Origin of the sequence: Glacieibacterium arshaanense (assembly GCF_004681125.1) — a bacterium.
GTDB lineage: Bacteria > Pseudomonadota > Alphaproteobacteria > Sphingomonadales > Sphingomonadaceae > Polymorphobacter_A > Polymorphobacter_A arshaanense.
The window spans coordinates 1,126,691-1,145,215 of record NZ_SIHO01000001.1; the positions used below are offsets into that span (position 1 = coordinate 1,126,691).

The following is an 18,525-nucleotide window of genomic DNA, read 5'->3' on the forward strand; positions in this document are numbered from 1 at the left end:
GTAACAAGCTTCACCTTGAAATGGCACAGAACAAAATCACCCACCGCATCGGCCTGTGCATCGCGTGCGTCGCAGTTCTTGCGGGCTGTACGCCATCGCCGCTTTATTTCAGCAGCAACAAGCGCCCTGGTACCGGCGGCGAAATCCCGCGCGATGGCCGTGGTGAGCCGATCTGGACGGCGATCAGACCCGTTGCACCCTATGCCGCGCCGCCGCAAGCTGCGCCCGTGGCAGCGCCGGCGACCGCCTCACACTAGATATCGGCGTAAACGTGCCGTTCGGCGACAGCGCCGGGGTGCGTCAGTGCGCCCTTGCTCGCTGGACCGACATTCTGTGCATAGCGCCACAAAGCGCCTGACTGATAGGCGTTGGTGCGCGGCGCCCAGCCGGCACGACGTGCCGTCAGCACATGCGCAGGCACATCCAAGTCAATAGTGCCGGCAGCAGCGTCGATCGTGATAATATCGCCGTTTTCGACCAGCGCAATCGGGCCGCCATCGGCGGCTTCTGGGCCGACATGGCCGATGCAGAAGCCGCGCGTCGCGCCTGAAAAGCGCCCGTCGGTGATCAGCGCGACCTTTTCGCCCATACCCTGGCCGTAAAGCGCGGCAGTGGTCGACAGCATCTCGCGCATGCCGGGACCGCCCTTGGGGCCTTCGTAGCGAATGACGATGACTTCGCCCTCGTTGATGGTACGTGCTTCGACGGCGGCGAACGCATCTTCCTCGCACTCGAAAACCCGTGCCGGGCCGGTGAACTGTAGCTTGTGCATGCCGGCAACCTTGACGATGGCGCCATCGGGCGCGAGCGAGCCGCGCAGTCCGACTACGCCGCCAGTCGGCGACAGCGGCGACGACACTGGATAAATGACCTTCTGGTCAGGGTTCCACGTCACTTCGTCGATGTTCTCGCCGATGGTCTTGCCGGTCACCGTCATGCAGTCGCGGTGGATCAGGCCGGCGTCCATCAGCGTCTTCATCACCATGTAGACGCCGCCGGCATCGTGCATGTCCTTGGCGACATACTTCCCGCCGGGCTTGAGGTCGGCGATGTATGGTGTCGTCTTGAAGACTTCGGCGACATCGAACAGGTCGAAGTCGATCCCCGCCTCGCTCGCCATCGCCGGCAGGTGCAGTGCGCCGTTGGTCGAACCACCCGTGGCGGCCACGACGCGCGCCGCGTTGATGAACGCCTCGCGCGTGCAGATGTCGCGCGGCCGGATGTTCTTGGCGAGCAGCTCCATCACCTGCACGCCGGCGGCGCGCGCGATGTCGGCGCGGCTGAGGTACGGCGCCGGCACCATGTTCGAATTGGGCAGCGACAGCCCTATAGCTTCACCGACGCACGCCATGGTGTTCGCGGTGTACTGGCCTCCGCACGCGCCGTGGCCAGGGCACGCGACCTTTTCGAGCGCGATCAGCTCGGACAAGGGGCAATTGCCCGCGCCATATTTGCCGACCGCTTCGAACACATCGACGACGGTGACGTCATTGCCGTGGAATACACCCGGCAGGATCGAGCCGCCGTAGACGAAGATCGACGGCACGTTGAGGCGCAGCATCGCCATCATCATGCCAGGCAGCGACTTGTCGCATCCGGCAAAGCCGACGAGCGCGTCATAGCAATGCCCGCGGACGCTGACTTCGACCGAGTCGGCGATGATCTCGCGGCTAACTAGCGACGATTTCATGCCCTGGTGGCCCATCGCGATGCCGTCGGTGACGGTGATGGTGTTAAAGCGCCGCGGCATGCCGCCGTTGGCGATGACGCCCTCGCGCGCCACGTCAGCCTGCGCATCGAGCGCAGTGTTGCACGGCGCTGAATCATTACCTGCCGACACTACCCCGACGAATGGCTTGGCGATGTCTTCCTCGGTTAAACCCATCGCGTAATAATAGCTGCGGTGCGGCGCACGCTCGGGGCCGACCGAAACATGGCGGCTGGGCAGCTTGGATTTGTCAAAACGGGTCATGGCACGGGCCTTTCAAGAACGACCGGTCAATGGCCGATGGACGCCCCATAGGTCAACATTTCGATTTGGCTTGCACGCGCCGGCGAATGGCCGTTGATTGCGCGTTATGTTCGATACGGACCAATTTGTCTCCGATTGCCTTGACGCCGTGCGCGCCGACCGCTCTCACCGCGGTGTGCTCGAAGTCATGCAGCGGGCGCTTGCCGATCCGGCGGCGGTGCGTGCAGCGTTTGCCACGCCGCAGGCGGGTGTGCTGGCGCCGCTGTTCCGCTCGGACGAACTCACCGTGCTCAACGTCATCTGGAAGCCGGCGATGGCGGTGCCGCCGCACAACCATAACATGTGGGCAGTGATCGGCGTCTATGACGGGCGCGAGGACAACATCTTCTGGAAGCGTCTGCCCGACGGACGCGTCACGGCGGCGGGCGCGCAATCGCTGTCGGCAGGCGATGTCGTGCCCCTAGGCCGCGACATCATCCATTCAGTACACAATCCGGTGGCGCGTTTGAGCGCTGCGATCCACGTCTATGGGGGAGACTTCTTCGCCGATGGCCGCAGCGAATGGGACGCCGAGCTGCTTATCGAGCACGCCTACGACCTCAGCGTGGCGCGGGCACGCTTCGGCTAAACATCTGCGCCGCAACCTCGCTGACAACATCGGCCAGAATATCCGCCCAGGCCGCGATGCCGGCTGCATCGCCGAGCTGGTCCTGTCGCACTTCAAAGCCCAAATACGGTAGCCCGCGCGCTTCGGCATGGCGGTTCATCGTCGCGTTGAGCACGCGCCCCGAATAGGGCTGGTTGTCGCCGACGTTCCAGCCACGCGCAGCCAATGCGGCAATCCCCAGCCGCGCGGCGCGATCGTCCACATTGTAGAGGACCCCCACCGGCCACGGTCGCACTTCGTCAGGGCGTGTCGCCAGCTGCGGCGTGAAGCTGTGAATGCTGACCAGCATTGCCGGTGCAGTCTCGGCAATCGCCGCGTCGATCGTTGCATGATATGGCGCGTGATAGGCGTTGAGGCGCCGGGTGCGCTCGCCGTCAGGAAGTCCATCATTACCAATGATATGCACGCCGTCACTGATATGCGGAATCAGCCCCGTGGCGTCGGGCTCGCGGTTGAAGTCGATGACCAGCCGCGACACTGTTGCGATCACGGCTGGCGCACCCAAACGTGCCGCCAACCTGCGCGCCAGTTCGGCAGTCCCGATGTCGATGGCAATATGCGTCGCCATGGCGGCGGCCGAAACGCCAAGCTCGACACCGTGCGGTACCGCCGCCGATGCGTGGTCGGCGGTCACCAGCAGCCGCACACCAGCAAGGCCCGCGATGCGCTCGGGCGCCGTCACCCGCCGAACTTTGGCGTGCGCTTAGAGAGAAAGGCCGAAACCCCCTCGGCGAAATCAACCCCTTCAAATGCGGCATCGAACTGGCCGGATGACGCGGGATCATCATCGGTGACGCCGGACAGAATCCGTGAGACAATCGCCTTGGTGCCGCGTTGCGTGTGCGGTGAACCTGCCAGCAGTCGCGCGACATGGTCGGCGACGGCGGCATCGATGTTGTCGGCCAGAATCTGTACCAACCCGATGCGGGTCGCCTCAGCGGCATCGATTAGTTCAGCGGTATAGAGCAAGCGCTTGGCCTGCGCCGGCCCGACCAGATCGACCAGCAGCCGCGTGTCGTGCAGCGGATAAACCAGCCCGAGCTTGGCCGGCGTGATGCCGAAACGCGCACGCGGCGACGCGATGCGCAGGTCACACGCCAGAGCGATGCCGCAGCCACCGCCGATACAGTCCCCGTCGACCACCGCCAGCGTCGGCTTGGGCGCGCGCGCCAGCGTCACTTGCGTCGCGCGGATGCCGGCGCCGTTGGCGCGCCGCCATGCCGGATCGGCAGCACTTTTGGCGAACTCGGCAATGTCGGCGCCGGCACAGAATGGTCCCGGGGTGGCGGCCTGCACAATCAGCAAGCGTACATCGGGATTGGCCATCGCGGCGTCGACCAGTCCCGGGAACGCCGTCCACATCGCCTGGTTGAAGGCGTTGCGCTTGTCCGGACGGTCGATGAGCAAGCGCGCAATGCCGGTGTCGATTTCAAGGCGAAGTGGTTCGTTCACACTGGCAATCCCGCAGAACCAAGGAGCGCCCTGTCTGGGAGATTGATCTAGCGAGTGCAATCCAAATCCGGCGTAGCACAGAAAAAGAGCCGCCCCGTTTCCAGGACGGCTCAAAGTTACTCGAGGGGAGTAATCAGAGTTTAGGTCGCAGCCTTACTGGGCAGCAGCCTGAGCGCCGGCCGGCGCGGTGCCGAGCGCGGCAAGGTCGGTGCCGAGCAGCTTGCTCGCCTTGCTGAAGTTCTTCTTGGCTTCGAAGTCAGCACCGGCTTCGCACAGCTGGACGCCAGCGTTGATGTTGTAGCTGACCTTGCCCTGCACAGCCGCCGGAGCGGTGGCGTTGAGCGTGCGCAGCTGCGCGGGCGCCGTGGCGCAATAGTCGTTGGTCGCAGCGGCAGCCGGGCCAGCAGCGGCGCCGACGAAGGCAGCGCTAACAGCAAGGGCGATCGGAGCGACGAGGAAGAAGCGATTGATCATGACAGTCTCCTGTTTGCTTGTTTATCCTGGGGAGGATGGCTTGGTATTGAGTGGTACTCAGAACAACTGAGTGTGGCTTTAAGTGAGACTCAGAAAGCCGTCAACGAAAAACTGAGTGCCAATCAGAAGTTTTTTGCTGCAATGCACAAGTTAGGCTATCGCGCCACGCTGCCAACCCGGTTTTTCGATTTATTTTCAGATTATTAGACGTGCGACAATGCGCCACACAGGAAATCAGTGCAGTGCTGTGCCCGTTAGCCACCAGTCCGGAAATTGCGCTGAAAGTTGCTGTACCGCCCCGTTGCGAGTCGCATCCGACTCGAACAGTGCGAACACCGTGGCGCCTGATCCGGACATACGCACCAACGTCACGCCGGGCTGTTGTTCGAGCGCTGCGATGACCGTAGCGATCACCGGCGCCAGCGCAATCGCCGGCGCTGCCAGATCGTTGCGGAGCACCGCCAGCGGTGCCGCCGGATCGAGTGTGCCCCGATCAATGCCATCCCAACCCCGGAATACTGGGCCAGTCGCCACCGCGACGCGCGGATTGACCAGCAAAACCGGCGTTCCGGCAAGGTCGTGGCGCTGCATCGGTGCCAGCTGATCGCCGCGCCCGGTGCCGAATTGCAAACTGCCGTACAGACAAGCTGGAACATCGGCCCCCAGCCCCGAAGCGATTTCGGCAAGCCGGGCCGGCGGCCAATCAAGCTGCCAGGAACGCGCCAGCAGTCGTAACGCCGCAGCGGCATCGGCCGACCCACCTCCAAGTCCGGCGGCCACCGGAATATGCTTTTCGAGTCGCAGCCGCCCCGCCGCCGGCCTGCCACTGGCGTCGGCCAAGGCCCGTACCGCACGCAGCACGAGATTGTCATCATCGACCAGTGCCGCCGCGAATGGCCCGTCGATCGTCAAGCTCAATACTTCAGCGGGGGTCAGATGCAGCGTATCGCCGAAGTCGACAAAGGCGAAAATCGATTCAAGGTCGTGGTAGCCATCGGGATTGCGCGCCCGCACGTGCAGCGCCAGGTTCAGCTTCGCCGGCGCGAACTCGGTCAGTGCTGGCATCGGGCTATTTCCTGGCTGCGGCCGGCGCCATGGCCAGCGCAACATCCAGTCCGTAATCCAGCTTCGCCTTCAGCAGCGCCTTTTGCCTCTCGGTCGGATCGAGCTCCAGTGCGGCGCTCCAGCGAAAACGCGCTTCGAGCTTGCGGCCGACGCGCCAGAAAGCGTCGCCCAGGTGCTCGTTGATCGTCGGATCGCCGGGTTGTGCCGCAGCCGCACGCTCGAGCTCGGGCACGGCCTTTTCATACTGACCGGTGCGGAAATAGGCCCAGCCCAGCGAGTCGAGGATCGAGGCATCGTCGGGCTTGTACTTGGCGGCGCGCTCGATCAGCGCCTGAGCCTCGGCAAGATTCAGCCCGCGGTCGAGCAACGAATAGCCCAGATAGTTCAGCACGATCGGTTCATTGGGGGCCAATTCAAGCGCAATCCGCAGGTCGCTTTCGGCACCCACCCAGTCACCCACCTGCTCGCGCGCACTGCCGCGCTGGAAGTAATAGGCCCAGAGTGCAGGATCTTTCGGCTTTGCCAGCGCCAGCGCCTTGTCATACGCCGTCACGGCGTCGGCCAGCCGGTCTTCGCTGCGATACCAGTCGCCAAGCCGCGTCCAGTCGTCGATACCGGCGCCCTGCTGCGCTGTCGCGGCCAGTAGTAGGTCGCCCGCCGACTTGTCGCGGTCGAGCGTTTGGAGGACTTGCGCGCGACGCACATTCACGACCGGTGCCATCGGATCGGTGGGACCGATGTGCGCATAGGCCGCCAGCGCCGCTTCGCCCTTGCCACCACGCGCCAGAATATCGCCGGTAATCATCCATGCAGCATCGAGCGACGGGTCAAGGAACGTGCCGATCCGTCCCATTGTCAGCGCCAGCGGCACCGGCCGGTCGCGCGACATGTCTGCCGCAAGCCTCGCCGCCATCCAGGCGATACCGGCGGCAGGCGTCGGCGCCAGCGCGCCGATGCGCTTGCCCGCTTCAAAGCGCGCGCGTGCAGCCGCTAGCGGCAAATCGCCCGGCGCCGACGCCAGCATGTCGGCAGCGGCCTGCGTCTTGCCGGCCTGTTGCAGCGCATCGGCCTCCCCGACCCTAAGCCAGTTGATACCGTTGCCGATGCCGGCCAGCAGAGCATGATAGGCATCGGCGGCTTCGTCCCAGCGCCCGGCGGCGGCCAGCATATGCGCGCGCTGTTCGGCAACATAGCTGTTGGCGATACCGCTGTATTTCGCGGTGTTGAGCAGCGCCAAGGCCGCATCGACGTTGCCGCGGCCGAACTGCGTCCATGCCTCGATGATGGGCGAAGCCACTTGGGCATAACCGACATCACCCAGTCCTGGGCGCAGGGCATCGACGGCGTTCCAGTCTTTGCGTCCTACCGCGTCGGCAATGCGAACGAACGCCACCGTGGCATCGTTCTGCCCGGCGGCAGCGAGTTGCTTGGCAAGCGCCGTGGCGTGCGCCTGATCGCCCGCGACAATAGCCAGTTCGAAACTACGGCGGCGCAGCGCCAGGTCATTGGGGTCCTGACGTTGTGCAGCTTCATAATATTGCGAGGCTGTGGGGAGCGCGTCGGCGCTGAAGGCATAGCGCCCGAGCACATAGCCGTGCATCGCCGAGTCGGTCAGCGGGCTGACAGTGGCGACCGCCGGCGTGGCCAGAAGCAAAAGCGCGTAGGGCGCGAGCGCGCGGTTCATGTGCGGTGGTGGTCCTTGGGTCGCCCTGCTTGCTGTGAGTAATGGCGGGGTAGAGGGGCGATGTCGAGGGGGTGTGGGAGTCGCGCTGGTGTGAGGGCAGGCAGGACGGTAAGGCGTCGTGGCAAAGCCACGCCGTTGGACGGGTTCGTCGGCTGTGGCCTCCGCCCCGCCGGCCGGACGCGGCGCGAGTCCGCGCCTACGGCAAAATATGGAATGGCAAATTTTACCTTAAGCGCCGGCCGCGCTCGCGTCACATATTTGGATAGTTCGGTCCACCGCCACCTTCAGGCACCACCCAGTTGATATTCTGCGTCGGGTCCTTGATATCGCACGTCTTGCAGTGGACGCAGTTCTGCGCGTTGATCTGCAGGCGCGGATTATTGTCCTCCAGCCCGACGATTTCATAGACGCCTGCCGGGCAATAGCGTTGTGCCGGCTCGTCATACAGCGCCAGATTGACCTCGATCGGCACGGTCGGGTCCTTGAGCGTCAGGTGGACTGGCTGGTCTTCTTCATGGTTGGTGTTCGACAGGAAGACGCTGGTCAGCCGGTCGAAGCTGTAGACATTGTCGGGCTTGGGATAGGTGATCGGATAGACGTGATCCTTGCGGAACAGCGACTCATTGTCGGGATGCGTCTTCATCGTGAACGGCATGCGCACACCCAGATGTTCGGCCCACATTGTCACGCCCGCGAGCCCGGTGCCGATCAGATTGCCGAACTTTTCGACCAGCGGCAGCGTGTTGCGGACGCCGCGCAGTTCCGAATAGACCCAGCTATTCTCATACGCCGTCTGATAGGCATCGAGGCTGTCGTTGGCGCGTTGCGACACGATCGCTGCCACCGCCGCATCGGCCGCCATCATGCCGGTCTTCATCGCGGTATGGCTGCCCTTGATGCGCGGCACGTTGACGAAGCCCGCCGAGCAACCGATCAGCGCGCCGCCGGGGAAGTTCAACTTGGGCACCGCCTGCCAGCCGCCGTCGTTGATGGCGCGGGCGCCGTAGCTAACGCGGCGGCCGCCCTTGAGCACCGCCTTGATCGCTGGATGCGTCTTCCAGCGCTGCATTTCCTCGAACGGCGACAGATAGGGGTTCTTGTAATTAAGCCAGGTGACGAAGCCCAGCGCGACCTGGTTGTTCGCCTGATGATAGAGGAAACCGCCGCCGTTGGCGTCATCGAGCGGCCAACCCTGCGTGTGGATGACGCGGCCGGCGACATGGTTTTCGGGATCGATATCCCAGAGTTCCTTGATGCCGATGCCGTAGATCTGCGGCTGGCTGTCCTTGGCCAGATCGAAGCGCTTGATCAGCTGCTTCGACAGGTGCCCGCGCACGCCTTCGGCGAAGAAGGTGTATTTGGCATGGAGCTCGAGGCCGGGTGTGAAGCTGTCCTTGTGGCTGCCGTCCTTGGCAACGCCCATGTCGCCGGTGGCGACGCCCTTGACCGAGCCATCGTCGTTGAACAGCACTTCGGCCGCGGCAAAGCCGGGGAAAATCTCGACACCCAGCGCTTCGGCCTGTCCGGCAAGCCAGCGGCACAGGTTGCCGAGGCTGACGGTGTAGCAGCCCTTGTTGTTCATGAACGGCGGCATCAAGCCGTGCGGGAAGTCGTATTGCTTGTCCTTGGTCAGAATCCAGTGGTGGTTTTCGATGACCGGCACCGTCAGCGGACTGTCCAGTTCGCGCCAGTTCGGCAGCAGCTCGTCGAGCGCCACCGGATCGACGACCGCGCCCGACAGGATGTGGGCGCCGACTTCGGAGCCCTTTTCGAGGATGCAGACGCTGATTTCCGCGCCCTTTTCGGCGGCCGCCTGCTTGACGCGGATCGCCGCTGCCAGACCGGCGGGGCCACCGCCGACGATGACCACGTCATAAGGCATTGATTCGCGGTCGGTACGTGTTTCAGCCATGTGAGTCTTCCCTGCACCCCTCGGACGGCGACAATGCCAGCGCACGCTCGCGCCGTCGCACTATTGCAATGATTCACCAGATACGTTGCCAAAAGCCGCTTGACCAGAGGTACCGCCACCGCAGAGTGACACATGATGTCTCAATCACCCACTTTGTCGGGCGCGGGCCCGCTGTCGGGCGGCGAAGCGGCGGCAGCACTGGCGGCGTTGGCCTGGCTCGTCGACGCCGGGGTCGACACGCTGGTCGGCGATGCGCCCGCGACGTGGCTGGCCGAGGTGCCGCTGGTCCCCGAACCCATCGCCACCGCGGAGCCCCCCGTCCATGCGCCGCGCGCCGGACCGTTGCCGGTCCGCGACAACAGCGCGCTCCTGGCGCGCGTCGCGGCATGCGAAACGCTCGATGCGCTTGCGGCCTTGGTCGTCGAAAGCGGCGGCCGTCCGGCGCTGTTTGCCGACGGCAATCCGGCAACGCGCGTCATGGTTCTAGGCGACATGCCAACCGCGGACGATATTGCCGCGGGGCGGCTGTTTGCCGGGGCGAGCGGGCAGTTGCTCGACCATATGCTTGCGGCAATCGGTCGCGACCGTGCCGACACCTATCTCGCCAATCTGCTGGCACGACCAACGCCGCGCGCCCCTGGCGCTGTCGAAATCGCCGCGCAACTACCTGTGGTGCGGCGCCAGATCGAACTAGTGCGCCCGCACGCGGTGCTGGTGTTCGGCGGCGTCGCGGCGGCGGCGTTGTTCGGCGTCGAAACCGGTATCAACAGGCTGCGCGGCCGCTGGCAAACGCTCGAAATGGGTGCGCTCAAGGTACCTGTGTTGCCTAGCTTCGCGCCGGCCTATCTGCTTGCGCATCCGTCGCACAAAGCCTTGGCGTGGCGCGATCTGCTGCTGTTCAAATCCGCGCTCGCGGCGTACAGCGACCCACCATGAAATCCCGCCTCACCGGCTTTGCGCTGCTGCTCGCGGCGGCCGCCCCCCTTGCCGCCCAAACCTTGGCCCCGCCCGCCGCTACCCCGGCCTATGACGATGGCAGCCGCACGCCGATTACCGTCACTGGCACACCCGCCGACGGCATCACGTTGCGCCAGCGCCGTGTGCCGCCGCAACTGACACCGTCCGAAGCTGCCGCCTATGGCCGCATCTTCCGCGACATCGATGCCGGGCGCACAAGCGCAGCAGAATCGGCGCTCGCCTACATGCCCGCCAACGGCGTGCTCTATGGCTCGGCGGAGGGACAGTTGCTGCTGGCCCGCGGCAGCGGTCGCGCTAGTGTCAACACACTGACCGACTGGCTGTTCGCCAATCCCACCCTGCCGCAAGCGCCGCGCATTGCGCAGCTGGCGGTTGAACGTGGCGCGACCAATCTGCCGCTGCTGCCAAAGGTCAATTCGGCCCCCGCGATCAGTTTCAACCCGCGCATGACGCCCAAGTCGGCGAAGGGCGACAGCGCCAATGACGACGCCTTTGCCGCAGCGCTCAAGCCGCTGCTTGCCGCCGATAATAACAGCGCTGCTGAAAACCGATGGCGCGCGCAACGTTTCGAGGTCTCCGAGCCGGTACGAACCGAATACGCCCAGCGCATTGCCTGGAGCTATTACATCGCCGGCGATGATGCCGCAGCGCGGCGCATGGGCAGCGACGCCGCCACCGGCAGCGGCGAATGGGCAGCACTTGGGGCCTGGGTCAGCGGCCTTGCGGCGTTCCGCGTTGGCGATTGCAATGCTGCAGCGACGGCGTTCAACCTCGCGGGCCAGCGCGGCCCGACGAACGATCTTGCCGCCGCTGCCGCCTATTGGGCAAGCCGTGCCGATTTTGCCTGTATGCGGCCGCAACTCGTCAGCGCCAATCTGGCAAAGGCGGCCAGGTACCGCACTACCTTCTATGGATTGCTCGCGCAGCGGGCGCTAGGGCTGGCCTATCCGTTCAACTGGACCGAACCTGATTTCATCACAGCCGACTGGAACTATCTGAAATCAAAGGGCGGCGCCCGTCGTGCGGCGGCGCTCGTCGAGATTGGCCAGCTTGGTCTTGCCGACCGCGAATTGCGCTACCTCGCCAGCATCAGCCCCGGCACCGACTATGAACCGCTGTTACGGCTGGCGGCGCGGCTCAATCTGCCGGCGACGCAATATTGGCTAGCACACCACCCGCCGCTCGGCCTCGAACCGCCGGTGTCGGCGCGATTCCCCGCCCCCGACTGGGTGCCTTACCGCGGCTGGCGCGTCGACCAGAGTCTCGTCTATGCGCATGCGCTGCAGGAGAGCAATTTCATCACCACCGCCACCAGCCGTGTCGGCGCCAAGGGGCTGATGCAGTTGATGCCGGGCACCGCCAAGCTGGTGCAAAAGAGCTTCGGCGCTGCGGGCGACACGCCGTCGGTCGACCTTTCGGGCGCCGACCTTTCCGACCCGGCGTTTAACTTCGAACTCGGGCAGAGTTACCTCGAGAAGCTGCGCGACATGAGCTATACACAGGGCCTGCTGCCCAAGGTCGTCGCCGCGTACAATGCCGGGCCGGGATCGGTGCAGAAATGGAACGCTTCGCTGCGCGATAATGGCGATGCACTGCTGTTCATCGAGTCGATTCCGTTCAAGGAAACGCGGCATTATGTCGAAATCGTCATGCGCAATTTTTGGATGTACCAGTTGCGCAGCGACACGCCGACGACCAGCATTGATGCGCTCGTGCAAGGCCTGTGGCCGCGCTTCCCCGGCATGCCGGGGCCGACGGGCATCAAGCTGGCGCCGCGCGTCATGCCGCTGACGCCGGTGGTCGCTCCGTCGGCCGGCGCCCCCGTCGAAGCCGAGGAAAAGCCCGATGGCAATTGATTTCAGCGCCAAGTTCCTCCCCGTCCGCATCGCCTGCCTGACGGTATCGGATACGCGCACGTCTGCCGATGACCGCTCGGGCGACACGCTGGTTGCATTGTTGGCCGAGGCAGGGCACGAACTCGCCGGCCGTGCCATCTGCCGCGATGACGTGCCGGCAATTGTGGCTCAGCTCGAGGCGTGGATCTACGATGCCTCGGTCGATTGCATCATCACCACCGGCGGCACCGGCGTCACCGGGCGCGATGTGACGCCTGAGGCGTTGCAGCAGGTTTGCGACAAGGAAATCCCGGGCTTCGGCGAACTCTTCCGCTGGCTCAGCTTTCAAAGCATCGGCACCTCGACGATCCAGTCGCGCGCCACCGGCGGCGTGGCGCGGGGCACCTATATCTTTGCCCTGCCCGGCTCGACCGGCGCGGTCCGCGATGCGTGGAACGGCATATTGGTGACGCAACTCGACAGTCGCCATCGTCCATGCAACTTTGTGGAGCTGATGCCGCGGCTGACCGAGCGCTGACGCGGAACCAGCCTGCCGCGCACGCGTTGACGACGTGCGTGGACGTTACGGGGAGTTAATCATGTCAAATTCAATTCGGGTGCTTTCGGTGGCGCTGATGCTGGCACCTGCTGCAACTCTGGCGGAACCGCAGGGCAACCGTCATGTCGGCGGCAACAGCCAAGCCGCACCGGCGACGCGCCCGGCGCCCGGCAACAGCGGTGGTGGCTACAAGCAGTCGCCCGGCTACCAGCAGCCCGCAGCTCGCCCCGCACAGGGTAACGGTGGCGGCGGCAACTACAAGCCACCCGGCAGCAGCGGCCAATACCCACAGACCAAGCCTGCGACCAAGCCCGGCTATCCCGGCAACGGCGGCGGAGGCGGAGGCGGAGGCGGCGGAAATTACAAGCCACCGCAGGGTGGCAATAACGGCAACGGCAACTACAAACCCCCGCAAGGCGGTAACAACAACGGCAATTACCGGCCGCCGAACAACGGCGGCGGTAACGGCAATTGGAACGGCAATAACAACGGCAGCAATGGCGCCAACTGGAACAACAACAAGCTGCCGCCTCAGTACCGGCCTCCGCCAGGCTACAAGCCGCCGCCGGGTTATCGCCCGCCGCCGGGCGGTGGCTATTATCCACCGCCGGCGTTCTATCCACCCGGCGGGCGCTATCCGCCCGGCCACTACCCTCCCGCCGGCGGCTGGTACCGGCCGCCAGTCTATTATGCGCCGTGGCGCTATCCGCCCGGCTATTACTACCGGCCGTGGTCGGTGGGACTGTTCCTGCCGTCGCTGTTCCTAAGCAGCGCCTATTACTTCACCAGCTACAGTGCGTTCGGGCTCGGCGCACCGCCGTATGGCACGCAGTGGGTGCGCTATGGCCCCGACCTGCTGCTCGTCGAACTTGGTACCGGCCGCATTCGTGCCGTCTACAATAACGTTTTCCTGATGTAGCGGCCTGCCCGCCGGCGGGGACCACCCCGCCGGCAGCACGCTCATTTGAAGTTGGTCGGCAGTCCGAAACGCTGCTGCAGATCATAATTGAGCCCCGACTGCGGGATCCAGTTGCGCAGTTCGGCGCCGGTCACGCGAAATTCGATATCGGCGTAAAAAATCTGAGACTTGCCGGTTGCGACATCGAGTACCGATGTCTGCACCAACATCGGCGTGTAGTTCCATGTGCCGGGCGCGGGGTAGATCGCGACCAGGCTTACAATGGCGACGGGCGGCTTGCCCTTGACCTGCACCGCTTTGGCTAGCTCGACAGCATTGTGCACGTCGGCGAAGGCCGCCGGATCGACCGCCGACTCGGTCTGGATCTGATCGGTGGTGATGCACGTGCCCATCGCCTGGCAGAGCTTGCTGGCATCGGCGAGGTTGTTGAGGATGAACGGCGTCCCGACTTCGCTGCCCAAACCGGAGACCAGCGCATATTTAGTCGGTTCGTCGAGCGTGATCTGTGCGCGTGCCTGCTGCACATTGGCGGGCGGCGGTGAAGCTGGCGGTGTTCCGGCGCTCTGTCCAAGCACGGGTGACGATGCCAGCGCCAGCAACGGTATGGCCTTCAAAAGCAGCTTCATGATCAGATTTCCTATTGCCCCGGTTCAACTTCCGCTGGTCATTTTCGCACCGGATCAAGCCTGGGCCAAGTTAAAATCTGATTTTCTATGTTCTTGTTACGTTCTGTTCAATCGACTATATGTTGATGATGGTCACACCCCCGCCCCTCAAAGGCCGCGGCGCCGCCGACAACGCCGCGAGCGCGCGTTTCGATGCGCTGGCGACCCAGGTCGATGGCGACTGGCTCGACACGCGCGAGAGCCTTGATGACGTAGCGCCGCTGCGCACGACGGTCAGTATCGAGGCGCCCCGGACGATCATCACGCGCAACACCTCGCCCGACATTCCGTTCGACCGCTCGGTCAACGCCTATCGCGGCTGCGAGCACGGCTGCATCTATTGCTTTGCGCGGCCCACGCATGCCTATCTCGGTCTGTCGCCGGGTCTCGATTTCGAGACCAAACTGACCGCCAAGCCAAGTGCCGCGACCTTGCTGCGCGCCGAGCTGTCGAAGCGCGGCTACACGCCCAAACCGTTGGCCATGGGCACCAACACCGATCCCTACCAGCCGATCGAGGCCGCTTTTCGCATCACCCGCGCACTCCTAGGGGTGCTGCTTGAATTCGGCCACCCGGTGACGATCACCACCAAGTCCGATCGCGTCACGGCCGACCTCGACCTGCTTACCCAACTTGCATCGCAAAACCTTGTTGCTGTTGCAATTTCAGTGACCAGCCTCGACCGTACTATTGCCCGCAGCATCGAGCCGCGCGCCCCGACACCTGCGCGGCGCATCGAGGCCATACGGCAACTCGCCGCCGCCGGCGTGCCGGTCTTCGTGTCGGTGTCACCGGTCATCCCGGCGATAACCGACCACGAAATCGAAGCGATACTGGAGGCCGCTGCAGGCGCCGGTGCCTATGCCGCCTTCACCCGCCCCGTCCGGCTGCCGCATGAAGTCGCGCCGTTGTTCCGCGCCTGGCTCGATGCCCACTACCCCGACCGCGCGGCGCGCGTGCTGCACCTCATCCATTCGATGCGCGACGGCCGCGACAATGACCCCGAATTCGGCACGCGGATGGCCGGCAAAGGCCCCTATGCCGAAATGCTGCGCCGCCGCTTCGCCATCGGCTGCGCGCGGTTCGGTCTCGACAAGCCGCGATTGGAACTCGCGACCGATCGCTTCCGCGTACCGAGCGCGCAGCTCAGAATGTGGTAGGTGATGAATCACGTCGCACTTTCCAACCGAAAGTAGCTATGCCATCGTGATGCGCCTTCAAGGTAACATAGGGGAGAATCCTGATGAAACTGCACCTCATTCTGTCGGTGGCACTGCTTGCCACTGCCGGCGCCGCCAGCGCACAAACTGTCCCGCATCCGGGCGCCTGCAAGGCCGATGCGTCCAAGCTGTGCCCCGACGCCGTCGCGGCAATGGATCGGACCGCGGTCCAGGCATGCCTGACGCAAAAAATCGCGCAAGTGTCGCCTGACTGCAAAGCCAATATGGCCGCGATGAAGCAGGCAAACGCTGCCGCAACCGCAGCGCCGACCAGCAAATAACAGGCCTCGCGCTACGCGGTCGGCAAGCGATAGTCGCGGAAGCGGTCGCGTAGCGCAGTCTTGAGCAGCTTGCCCGTCGCCGTGTGCGGTAGCTCGTCGACAAACACGACATCGTCGGGCGTCCACCATTTGGCGATCTTGCCCGACAGGTACGCCAGCACGTCGTCCTTGGTCACGCTGGCGTCGGGCTTGCGCACGACCACCAGAAGCGGCCGCTCGTCCCATTTAGGATGCGCCACGCCGATGACCGCCGCCTCGGCAATCCCCGGGCAGCCAACCGCGGCATTCTCGAGTTCGATCGACGAGATCCACTCGCCGCCCGACTTGATGACGTCCTTCGAGCGGTCGACGATGTGCATGTAGCTCAGCGCATCGAGTGTCGCGACATCGCCGGTGTCGAACCAGCCATCGGCGTCGAGCACCTGGCCGCCATCGCCCTTGAAATACTGTTCAACTGTCCACGGCCCCTTGACCAGCAGCCGGCCGAACGCGACGCCGTCTCGCGGCAGCTCGGCGCCATTGTCGTCGACGATCTTCATTTCAACGCCGAACACCGCGCGCCCCTGCTTGCACTGGGCATCGAGCTTGGCTTCAGGCCCCATCGCCAGCACATCGGGACACGGCGTTCCCGACGTCCCGATCGGCGACAATTCGGTCATGCCCCAGATCTGGCTGACCGCGACGCCATGGTCGTTCTGGAAGCGCTCGATCATCATCCGCGGTACGGCCGAGCCGCCGATGGCGACGCGCTTGAGCTTGCCGAGGTGTTCGCCGGTCTTTTCAAGATGCTGCAACATCGATAGCCAAACCGTTGGAACAGCGAGCGTAAAGTCGACATCCTCATCGACGATCAGCTTGTGCAGCGTCGGCGCATCGGTGTGCGGCCCCGCCAGCACCAGCTTGGCGCCAGTCAGCGCCGCGGCATAGGGCACCGACCAGGCATTGGCGTGGTACATCGGCGAAAACGGCATCACCACCGTCTGCGCGCTCAGCCCGAACACGTCGTTGAGCGACGCGGCAAAGGCGTGCAGCACGTTCGACCGATGCGAATAGAGCACGCCCTTAGGATGGCCGGTTGTGCCGCTCGTATAGCACAGCCCCGACGGCGCGTGCTCGTCGACATCGACCCAGTCAAACTTTCCGTCCTGCGCGGCGACCAATTCTTCGTAGCACAGCAAGTCGAGCGACGAGCTTTCAGGCATATGTGCTCGATCGGTGAGCAGCACGAACTTCTCAATTGTCTTTAGCCGCGGCGCGATTGTTTCGACAAGTTTGACGAAGCTCAGGTCAAAAAACAGCACACGGTCTTCAGCATGGTTGGCGATGTAGACAATTTGATCCTCGAACAAGCGCGGATTAATCGTGTGTGCAACGCCCCCCATCCCCGAAATACCGTACCAGCATTCGAGGTGGCGATAGGTGTTCCAGGCCAATGTCGCGATGCGATCGCCTGGCTTCATGCCCAGTCCGACAAGCGCCTGCGCGACCTTGCGAGCCCGATCGCGAACCTCGCGCCAGTTGGTACATACCTTTGGCCCCTCGACCGTCAGCGAAATGACTTCGCGATTGGGGTGGTTGAGCGCGGCATGATCGATCAATCGCCAGACCAGCAGCGGCCAATCCTGCATTCCACCCAACATCGTCTTCTCCCCAAATTCCGTTGAGATGGTTCCTAGCAAAGCGGTGAGGCAGTGAAAATCCGCTGGTACAAAATTTCAACTTGACGCAAAAAGAACAAAAAAAGAACATGAGACATCAACGACGATTCGGGGCCGTAGCTTTCGCATCGTTGGCAACGGAGGCATTCAGTCGTGGCATCAATGTTCGTTTCGGTATTCTGCATCACCCAGATCGCCCTACTCCTAGCGCTGACGACGCGCGACGTTTGGACTCGCCGCCGTCAGATCGTACACGTGCTGCAACATCGCGGCTGGGTCATGTCGACGCGAGGCCTGCCGCCGATGCAACGCGAGCCGGTGTTCGCCGACGACGGGGGAGCGATAGTCTATCTTCTGCCCGAACGCCGCGAAGTGCTCATGACTGCTTCGCTGCAGCACGCTGCCTGACCCGGCGATAACTGCGGATCGCAAACGGCAAGGTTGACGCATAGGCCAGGCAGATCAGCGACAGCGTCATCCATGGCGCCGAAATCAGCGCTGCGCCAATCAGCCCGACGGCCAGCAATGCCACCAGCCGCCACTGACCGCGGATGCGCGCCGAGCCCCAGCTGTAGGTCGGCAGGTTGGAAATCATGAAGAATGACACGACAATCAAGACGGTCGCGCTGATCGCGGCGCGTAGTTCGAGATTGTCGAGTAGGACCGGCTCGAGCCAGAACGACACAAACATCGGGCTGAGCATGAGCCCTGCCCCGACCGGCGCCGGAATGCCCGTCAAAAAACCGGCTTTTTTGTGCGGCTGATTTTCGACATCGAGCTGGGCGTTAAACCGCGCTAGCCGCAGCGCACAAGTCACCGCATGCGTTAGGGCAATGATCCAGCCGATGCCCGGCAACACATGCAGCGACCAGAAATAGATGATCAACGCAGGCGCCACGCCGAACGCAGTAAGGTCGGACAGCGAGTCGAGTTCGGCGCCAAAGCGCGACGTTCCCTTGAGCAACCGTGCGATACGCCCGTCGAGCGCATCGAGTACACCGGCGATGACGATGGCGAAGACCGCCTTTTCCCATTCGCCGAGAAAAGCCGCGCGCACCCCAGTCAGACCGCAACACAACGCCAAGATGGTCACTGCGTTGGGTATCAGAGCCCGCATCGGGATGACGCGCTGCGAGCGTCTGATTTCGGAATTATCGCCGCTCATGCCATTCACCTGGCGCGCG

At 63.9% G+C, this 18,525-nt stretch carries 19 protein-coding genes; 9 read left to right on the top strand and 10 right to left on the bottom strand.

Annotated features, from left to right (window positions below):
• Positions 1–20: 20 nt before the first annotated feature.
• Positions 21–257, top strand: a complete 237-nt coding sequence (locus tag EUV02_RS05160; RefSeq protein WP_135245104.1) for a hypothetical protein — start codon at positions 21–23, stop codon at positions 255–257.
• Here the strand turns inward: EUV02_RS05160 and ilvD are convergent.
• Entirely contained in the window at positions 254–1,972 is a 1,719-nt protein-coding gene (ilvD, locus tag EUV02_RS05165) for a dihydroxy-acid dehydratase (RefSeq protein WP_135245105.1), read from the bottom strand. The genes EUV02_RS05160 and ilvD overlap by 4 nt on opposite strands.
• Before the next feature lie 106 nt (positions 1,973–2,078).
• On the opposite strand from ilvD, the gene EUV02_RS05170 reads away from it, so the two are divergent.
• Positions 2,079–2,600 (top strand): cysteine dioxygenase family protein, encoded by a 522-nt coding sequence (locus EUV02_RS05170; protein ID WP_135245106.1) that lies wholly within the window; start codon positions 2,079–2,081, stop codon positions 2,598–2,600.
• Here the strand turns inward: EUV02_RS05170 and EUV02_RS05175 are convergent.
• From EUV02_RS05175 to EUV02_RS05200, 6 genes are all read right to left on the bottom strand, one after another.
• Positions 2,572–3,321, bottom strand: a complete 750-nt coding sequence (locus EUV02_RS05175; protein ID WP_135245107.1) for an N-formylglutamate amidohydrolase — start codon at positions 3,319–3,321, stop codon at positions 2,572–2,574. The genes EUV02_RS05170 and EUV02_RS05175 overlap by 29 nt on opposite strands.
• Positions 3,318–4,091, bottom strand: a complete 774-nt coding sequence (locus EUV02_RS05180; protein ID WP_135245108.1) for an enoyl-CoA hydratase/isomerase family protein — start codon at positions 4,089–4,091, stop codon at positions 3,318–3,320. The genes EUV02_RS05175 and EUV02_RS05180 overlap by 4 nt, the downstream gene beginning before the upstream one ends.
• 153 nt (positions 4,092–4,244) lie before the next feature.
• Positions 4,245–4,565, bottom strand: coding sequence for a hypothetical protein (locus EUV02_RS05185; RefSeq protein ID WP_135245109.1), 321 nt, complete (start codon positions 4,563–4,565; stop codon positions 4,245–4,247).
• A 234-nt stretch (positions 4,566–4,799) separates the two neighbouring features.
• A complete protein-coding gene (locus EUV02_RS05190; RefSeq protein WP_135245110.1) occupies positions 4,800–5,630 on the bottom strand; it encodes a 4-(cytidine 5'-diphospho)-2-C-methyl-D-erythritol kinase in 831 nt (276 codons plus the stop codon).
• A gap of 4 nt (positions 5,631–5,634) precedes the next feature.
• Positions 5,635–7,314, bottom strand: a complete 1,680-nt coding sequence (locus EUV02_RS05195; RefSeq protein ID WP_135245111.1) for a tetratricopeptide repeat protein — start codon at positions 7,312–7,314, stop codon at positions 5,635–5,637.
• A gap of 250 nt (positions 7,315–7,564) precedes the next feature.
• A complete protein-coding gene (locus EUV02_RS05200; protein ID WP_135245391.1) occupies positions 7,565–9,196 on the bottom strand; it encodes an electron transfer flavoprotein-ubiquinone oxidoreductase in 1,632 nt (543 codons plus the stop codon).
• A 165-nt stretch (positions 9,197–9,361) separates the two neighbouring features.
• Here EUV02_RS05200 and EUV02_RS05205 point away from each other — a divergent pair, with 165 nt between their 5' ends.
• The 4 genes from EUV02_RS05205 to EUV02_RS05220 all read left to right on the top strand — a co-directional run bounded on the left by EUV02_RS05205 (position 9,362) and on the right by EUV02_RS05220 (position 13,517).
• Positions 9,362–10,162 carry a uracil-DNA glycosylase gene (locus EUV02_RS05205; protein WP_135245112.1) on the top strand — a complete coding sequence of 267 codons (801 nt, stop codon included), beginning with the start codon at positions 9,362–9,364 and terminating at the stop codon, positions 10,160–10,162.
• Positions 10,159–12,060, top strand: coding sequence for a lytic transglycosylase domain-containing protein (locus EUV02_RS05210; RefSeq protein WP_135245113.1), 1,902 nt, complete (start codon positions 10,159–10,161; stop codon positions 12,058–12,060). The genes EUV02_RS05205 and EUV02_RS05210 overlap by 4 nt, the downstream gene beginning before the upstream one ends.
• Positions 12,050–12,577, top strand: coding sequence for a molybdenum cofactor biosynthesis protein B (moaB, locus tag EUV02_RS05215; protein ID WP_135245114.1), 528 nt, complete (start codon positions 12,050–12,052; stop codon positions 12,575–12,577). The genes EUV02_RS05210 and moaB overlap by 11 nt, the downstream gene beginning before the upstream one ends.
• A gap of 61 nt (positions 12,578–12,638) precedes the next feature.
• On the top strand, positions 12,639–13,517 hold the full coding sequence (locus EUV02_RS05220; protein WP_243445771.1) for an RcnB family protein: 879 nt from the start codon (positions 12,639–12,641) through the stop codon (positions 13,515–13,517).
• 41 nt (positions 13,518–13,558) lie between these two features.
• Here EUV02_RS05220 and EUV02_RS05225 read toward each other — a convergent pair whose 3' ends face one another.
• Entirely contained in the window at positions 13,559–14,143 is a 585-nt protein-coding gene (locus EUV02_RS05225; RefSeq protein WP_135245115.1) for a hypothetical protein, read from the bottom strand.
• 128 nt (positions 14,144–14,271) lie between these two features.
• On the opposite strand from EUV02_RS05225, the gene EUV02_RS05230 reads away from it, so the two are divergent.
• Positions 14,272–15,342 (top strand): PA0069 family radical SAM protein, encoded by a 1,071-nt coding sequence (locus EUV02_RS05230; protein ID WP_135245116.1) that lies wholly within the window; start codon positions 14,272–14,274, stop codon positions 15,340–15,342.
• Between the two features lie 83 nt (positions 15,343–15,425).
• Complete coding sequence (locus EUV02_RS05235) at positions 15,426–15,683, top strand: hypothetical protein (protein ID WP_135245117.1); 258 nt, start codon at positions 15,426–15,428, stop codon at positions 15,681–15,683.
• Between the two features lie 11 nt (positions 15,684–15,694).
• Here EUV02_RS05235 and EUV02_RS05240 read toward each other — a convergent pair whose 3' ends face one another.
• Positions 15,695–17,323, bottom strand: a complete 1,629-nt coding sequence (locus EUV02_RS05240; RefSeq protein WP_135245118.1) for a long-chain-fatty-acid--CoA ligase — start codon at positions 17,321–17,323, stop codon at positions 15,695–15,697.
• A gap of 180 nt (positions 17,324–17,503) precedes the next feature.
• Here EUV02_RS05240 and EUV02_RS05245 point away from each other — a divergent pair, with 180 nt between their 5' ends.
• Positions 17,504–17,749: a hypothetical protein gene (locus EUV02_RS05245; protein WP_166430515.1), complete on the top strand. Its 246-nt coding sequence runs from the start codon at positions 17,504–17,506 to the stop codon at positions 17,747–17,749.
• On the opposite strand, the gene EUV02_RS05250 is transcribed toward EUV02_RS05245, so the two are convergent.
• The gene (locus EUV02_RS05250; protein ID WP_135245120.1) at positions 17,718–18,506 is read right to left on the bottom strand and encodes a CDP-alcohol phosphatidyltransferase family protein; all 789 of its coding nucleotides are present in this window, start codon (positions 18,504–18,506) and stop codon (positions 17,718–17,720) included. The genes EUV02_RS05245 and EUV02_RS05250 overlap by 32 nt on opposite strands.
• Positions 18,507–18,525 lie beyond the last annotated feature (19 nt).

Excerpts from the sequence above, each read along its gene's own strand:
- EUV02_RS05245 (WP_166430515.1), top strand. The coding sequence starts at position 17,504 with ATGTTCGTTTCGGTATTCTGCATCACCCAGATCGCCCTACTCCTAGCG.
- EUV02_RS05250 (WP_135245120.1), bottom strand. The coding sequence starts at position 18,506 with ATGAGCGGCGATAATTCCGAAATCAGACGCTCGCAGCGCGTCATCCCG.
- EUV02_RS05185 (WP_135245109.1), bottom strand. The coding sequence starts at position 4,565 with ATGATCAATCGCTTCTTCCTCGTCGCTCCGATCGCCCTTGCTGTTAGC.
- EUV02_RS05170 (WP_135245106.1), top strand. The coding sequence starts at position 2,079 with ATGTTCGATACGGACCAATTTGTCTCCGATTGCCTTGACGCCGTGCGC.
- EUV02_RS05225 (WP_135245115.1), bottom strand. The coding sequence starts at position 14,143 with ATGAAGCTGCTTTTGAAGGCCATACCGTTGCTGGCGCTGGCATCGTCA.
- EUV02_RS05240 (WP_135245118.1), bottom strand. The coding sequence starts at position 17,323 with ATGTTGGGTGGAATGCAGGATTGGCCGCTGCTGGTCTGGCGATTGATC.
- EUV02_RS05230 (WP_135245116.1), top strand. The coding sequence starts at position 14,272 with ATGGTCACACCCCCGCCCCTCAAAGGCCGCGGCGCCGCCGACAACGCC.
- EUV02_RS05210 (WP_135245113.1), top strand. The coding sequence starts at position 10,159 with ATGAAATCCCGCCTCACCGGCTTTGCGCTGCTGCTCGCGGCGGCCGCC.
- ilvD (WP_135245105.1), bottom strand. The coding sequence starts at position 1,972 with ATGACCCGTTTTGACAAATCCAAGCTGCCCAGCCGCCATGTTTCGGTC.
- EUV02_RS05205 (WP_135245112.1), top strand. The coding sequence starts at position 9,362 with ATGTCTCAATCACCCACTTTGTCGGGCGCGGGCCCGCTGTCGGGCGGC.
- EUV02_RS05235 (WP_135245117.1), top strand. The coding sequence starts at position 15,426 with ATGAAACTGCACCTCATTCTGTCGGTGGCACTGCTTGCCACTGCCGGC.
- EUV02_RS05190 (WP_135245110.1), bottom strand. The coding sequence starts at position 5,630 with ATGCCAGCACTGACCGAGTTCGCGCCGGCGAAGCTGAACCTGGCGCTG.
- EUV02_RS05195 (WP_135245111.1), bottom strand. The coding sequence starts at position 7,314 with ATGAACCGCGCGCTCGCGCCCTACGCGCTTTTGCTTCTGGCCACGCCG.
- EUV02_RS05160 (WP_135245104.1), top strand. The coding sequence starts at position 21 with ATGGCACAGAACAAAATCACCCACCGCATCGGCCTGTGCATCGCGTGC.
- EUV02_RS05220 (WP_243445771.1), top strand. The coding sequence starts at position 12,639 with ATGTCAAATTCAATTCGGGTGCTTTCGGTGGCGCTGATGCTGGCACCT.
- EUV02_RS05200 (WP_135245391.1), bottom strand. The coding sequence starts at position 9,196 with ATGCCTTATGACGTGGTCATCGTCGGCGGTGGCCCCGCCGGTCTGGCA.
- moaB (WP_135245114.1), top strand. The coding sequence starts at position 12,050 with ATGGCAATTGATTTCAGCGCCAAGTTCCTCCCCGTCCGCATCGCCTGC.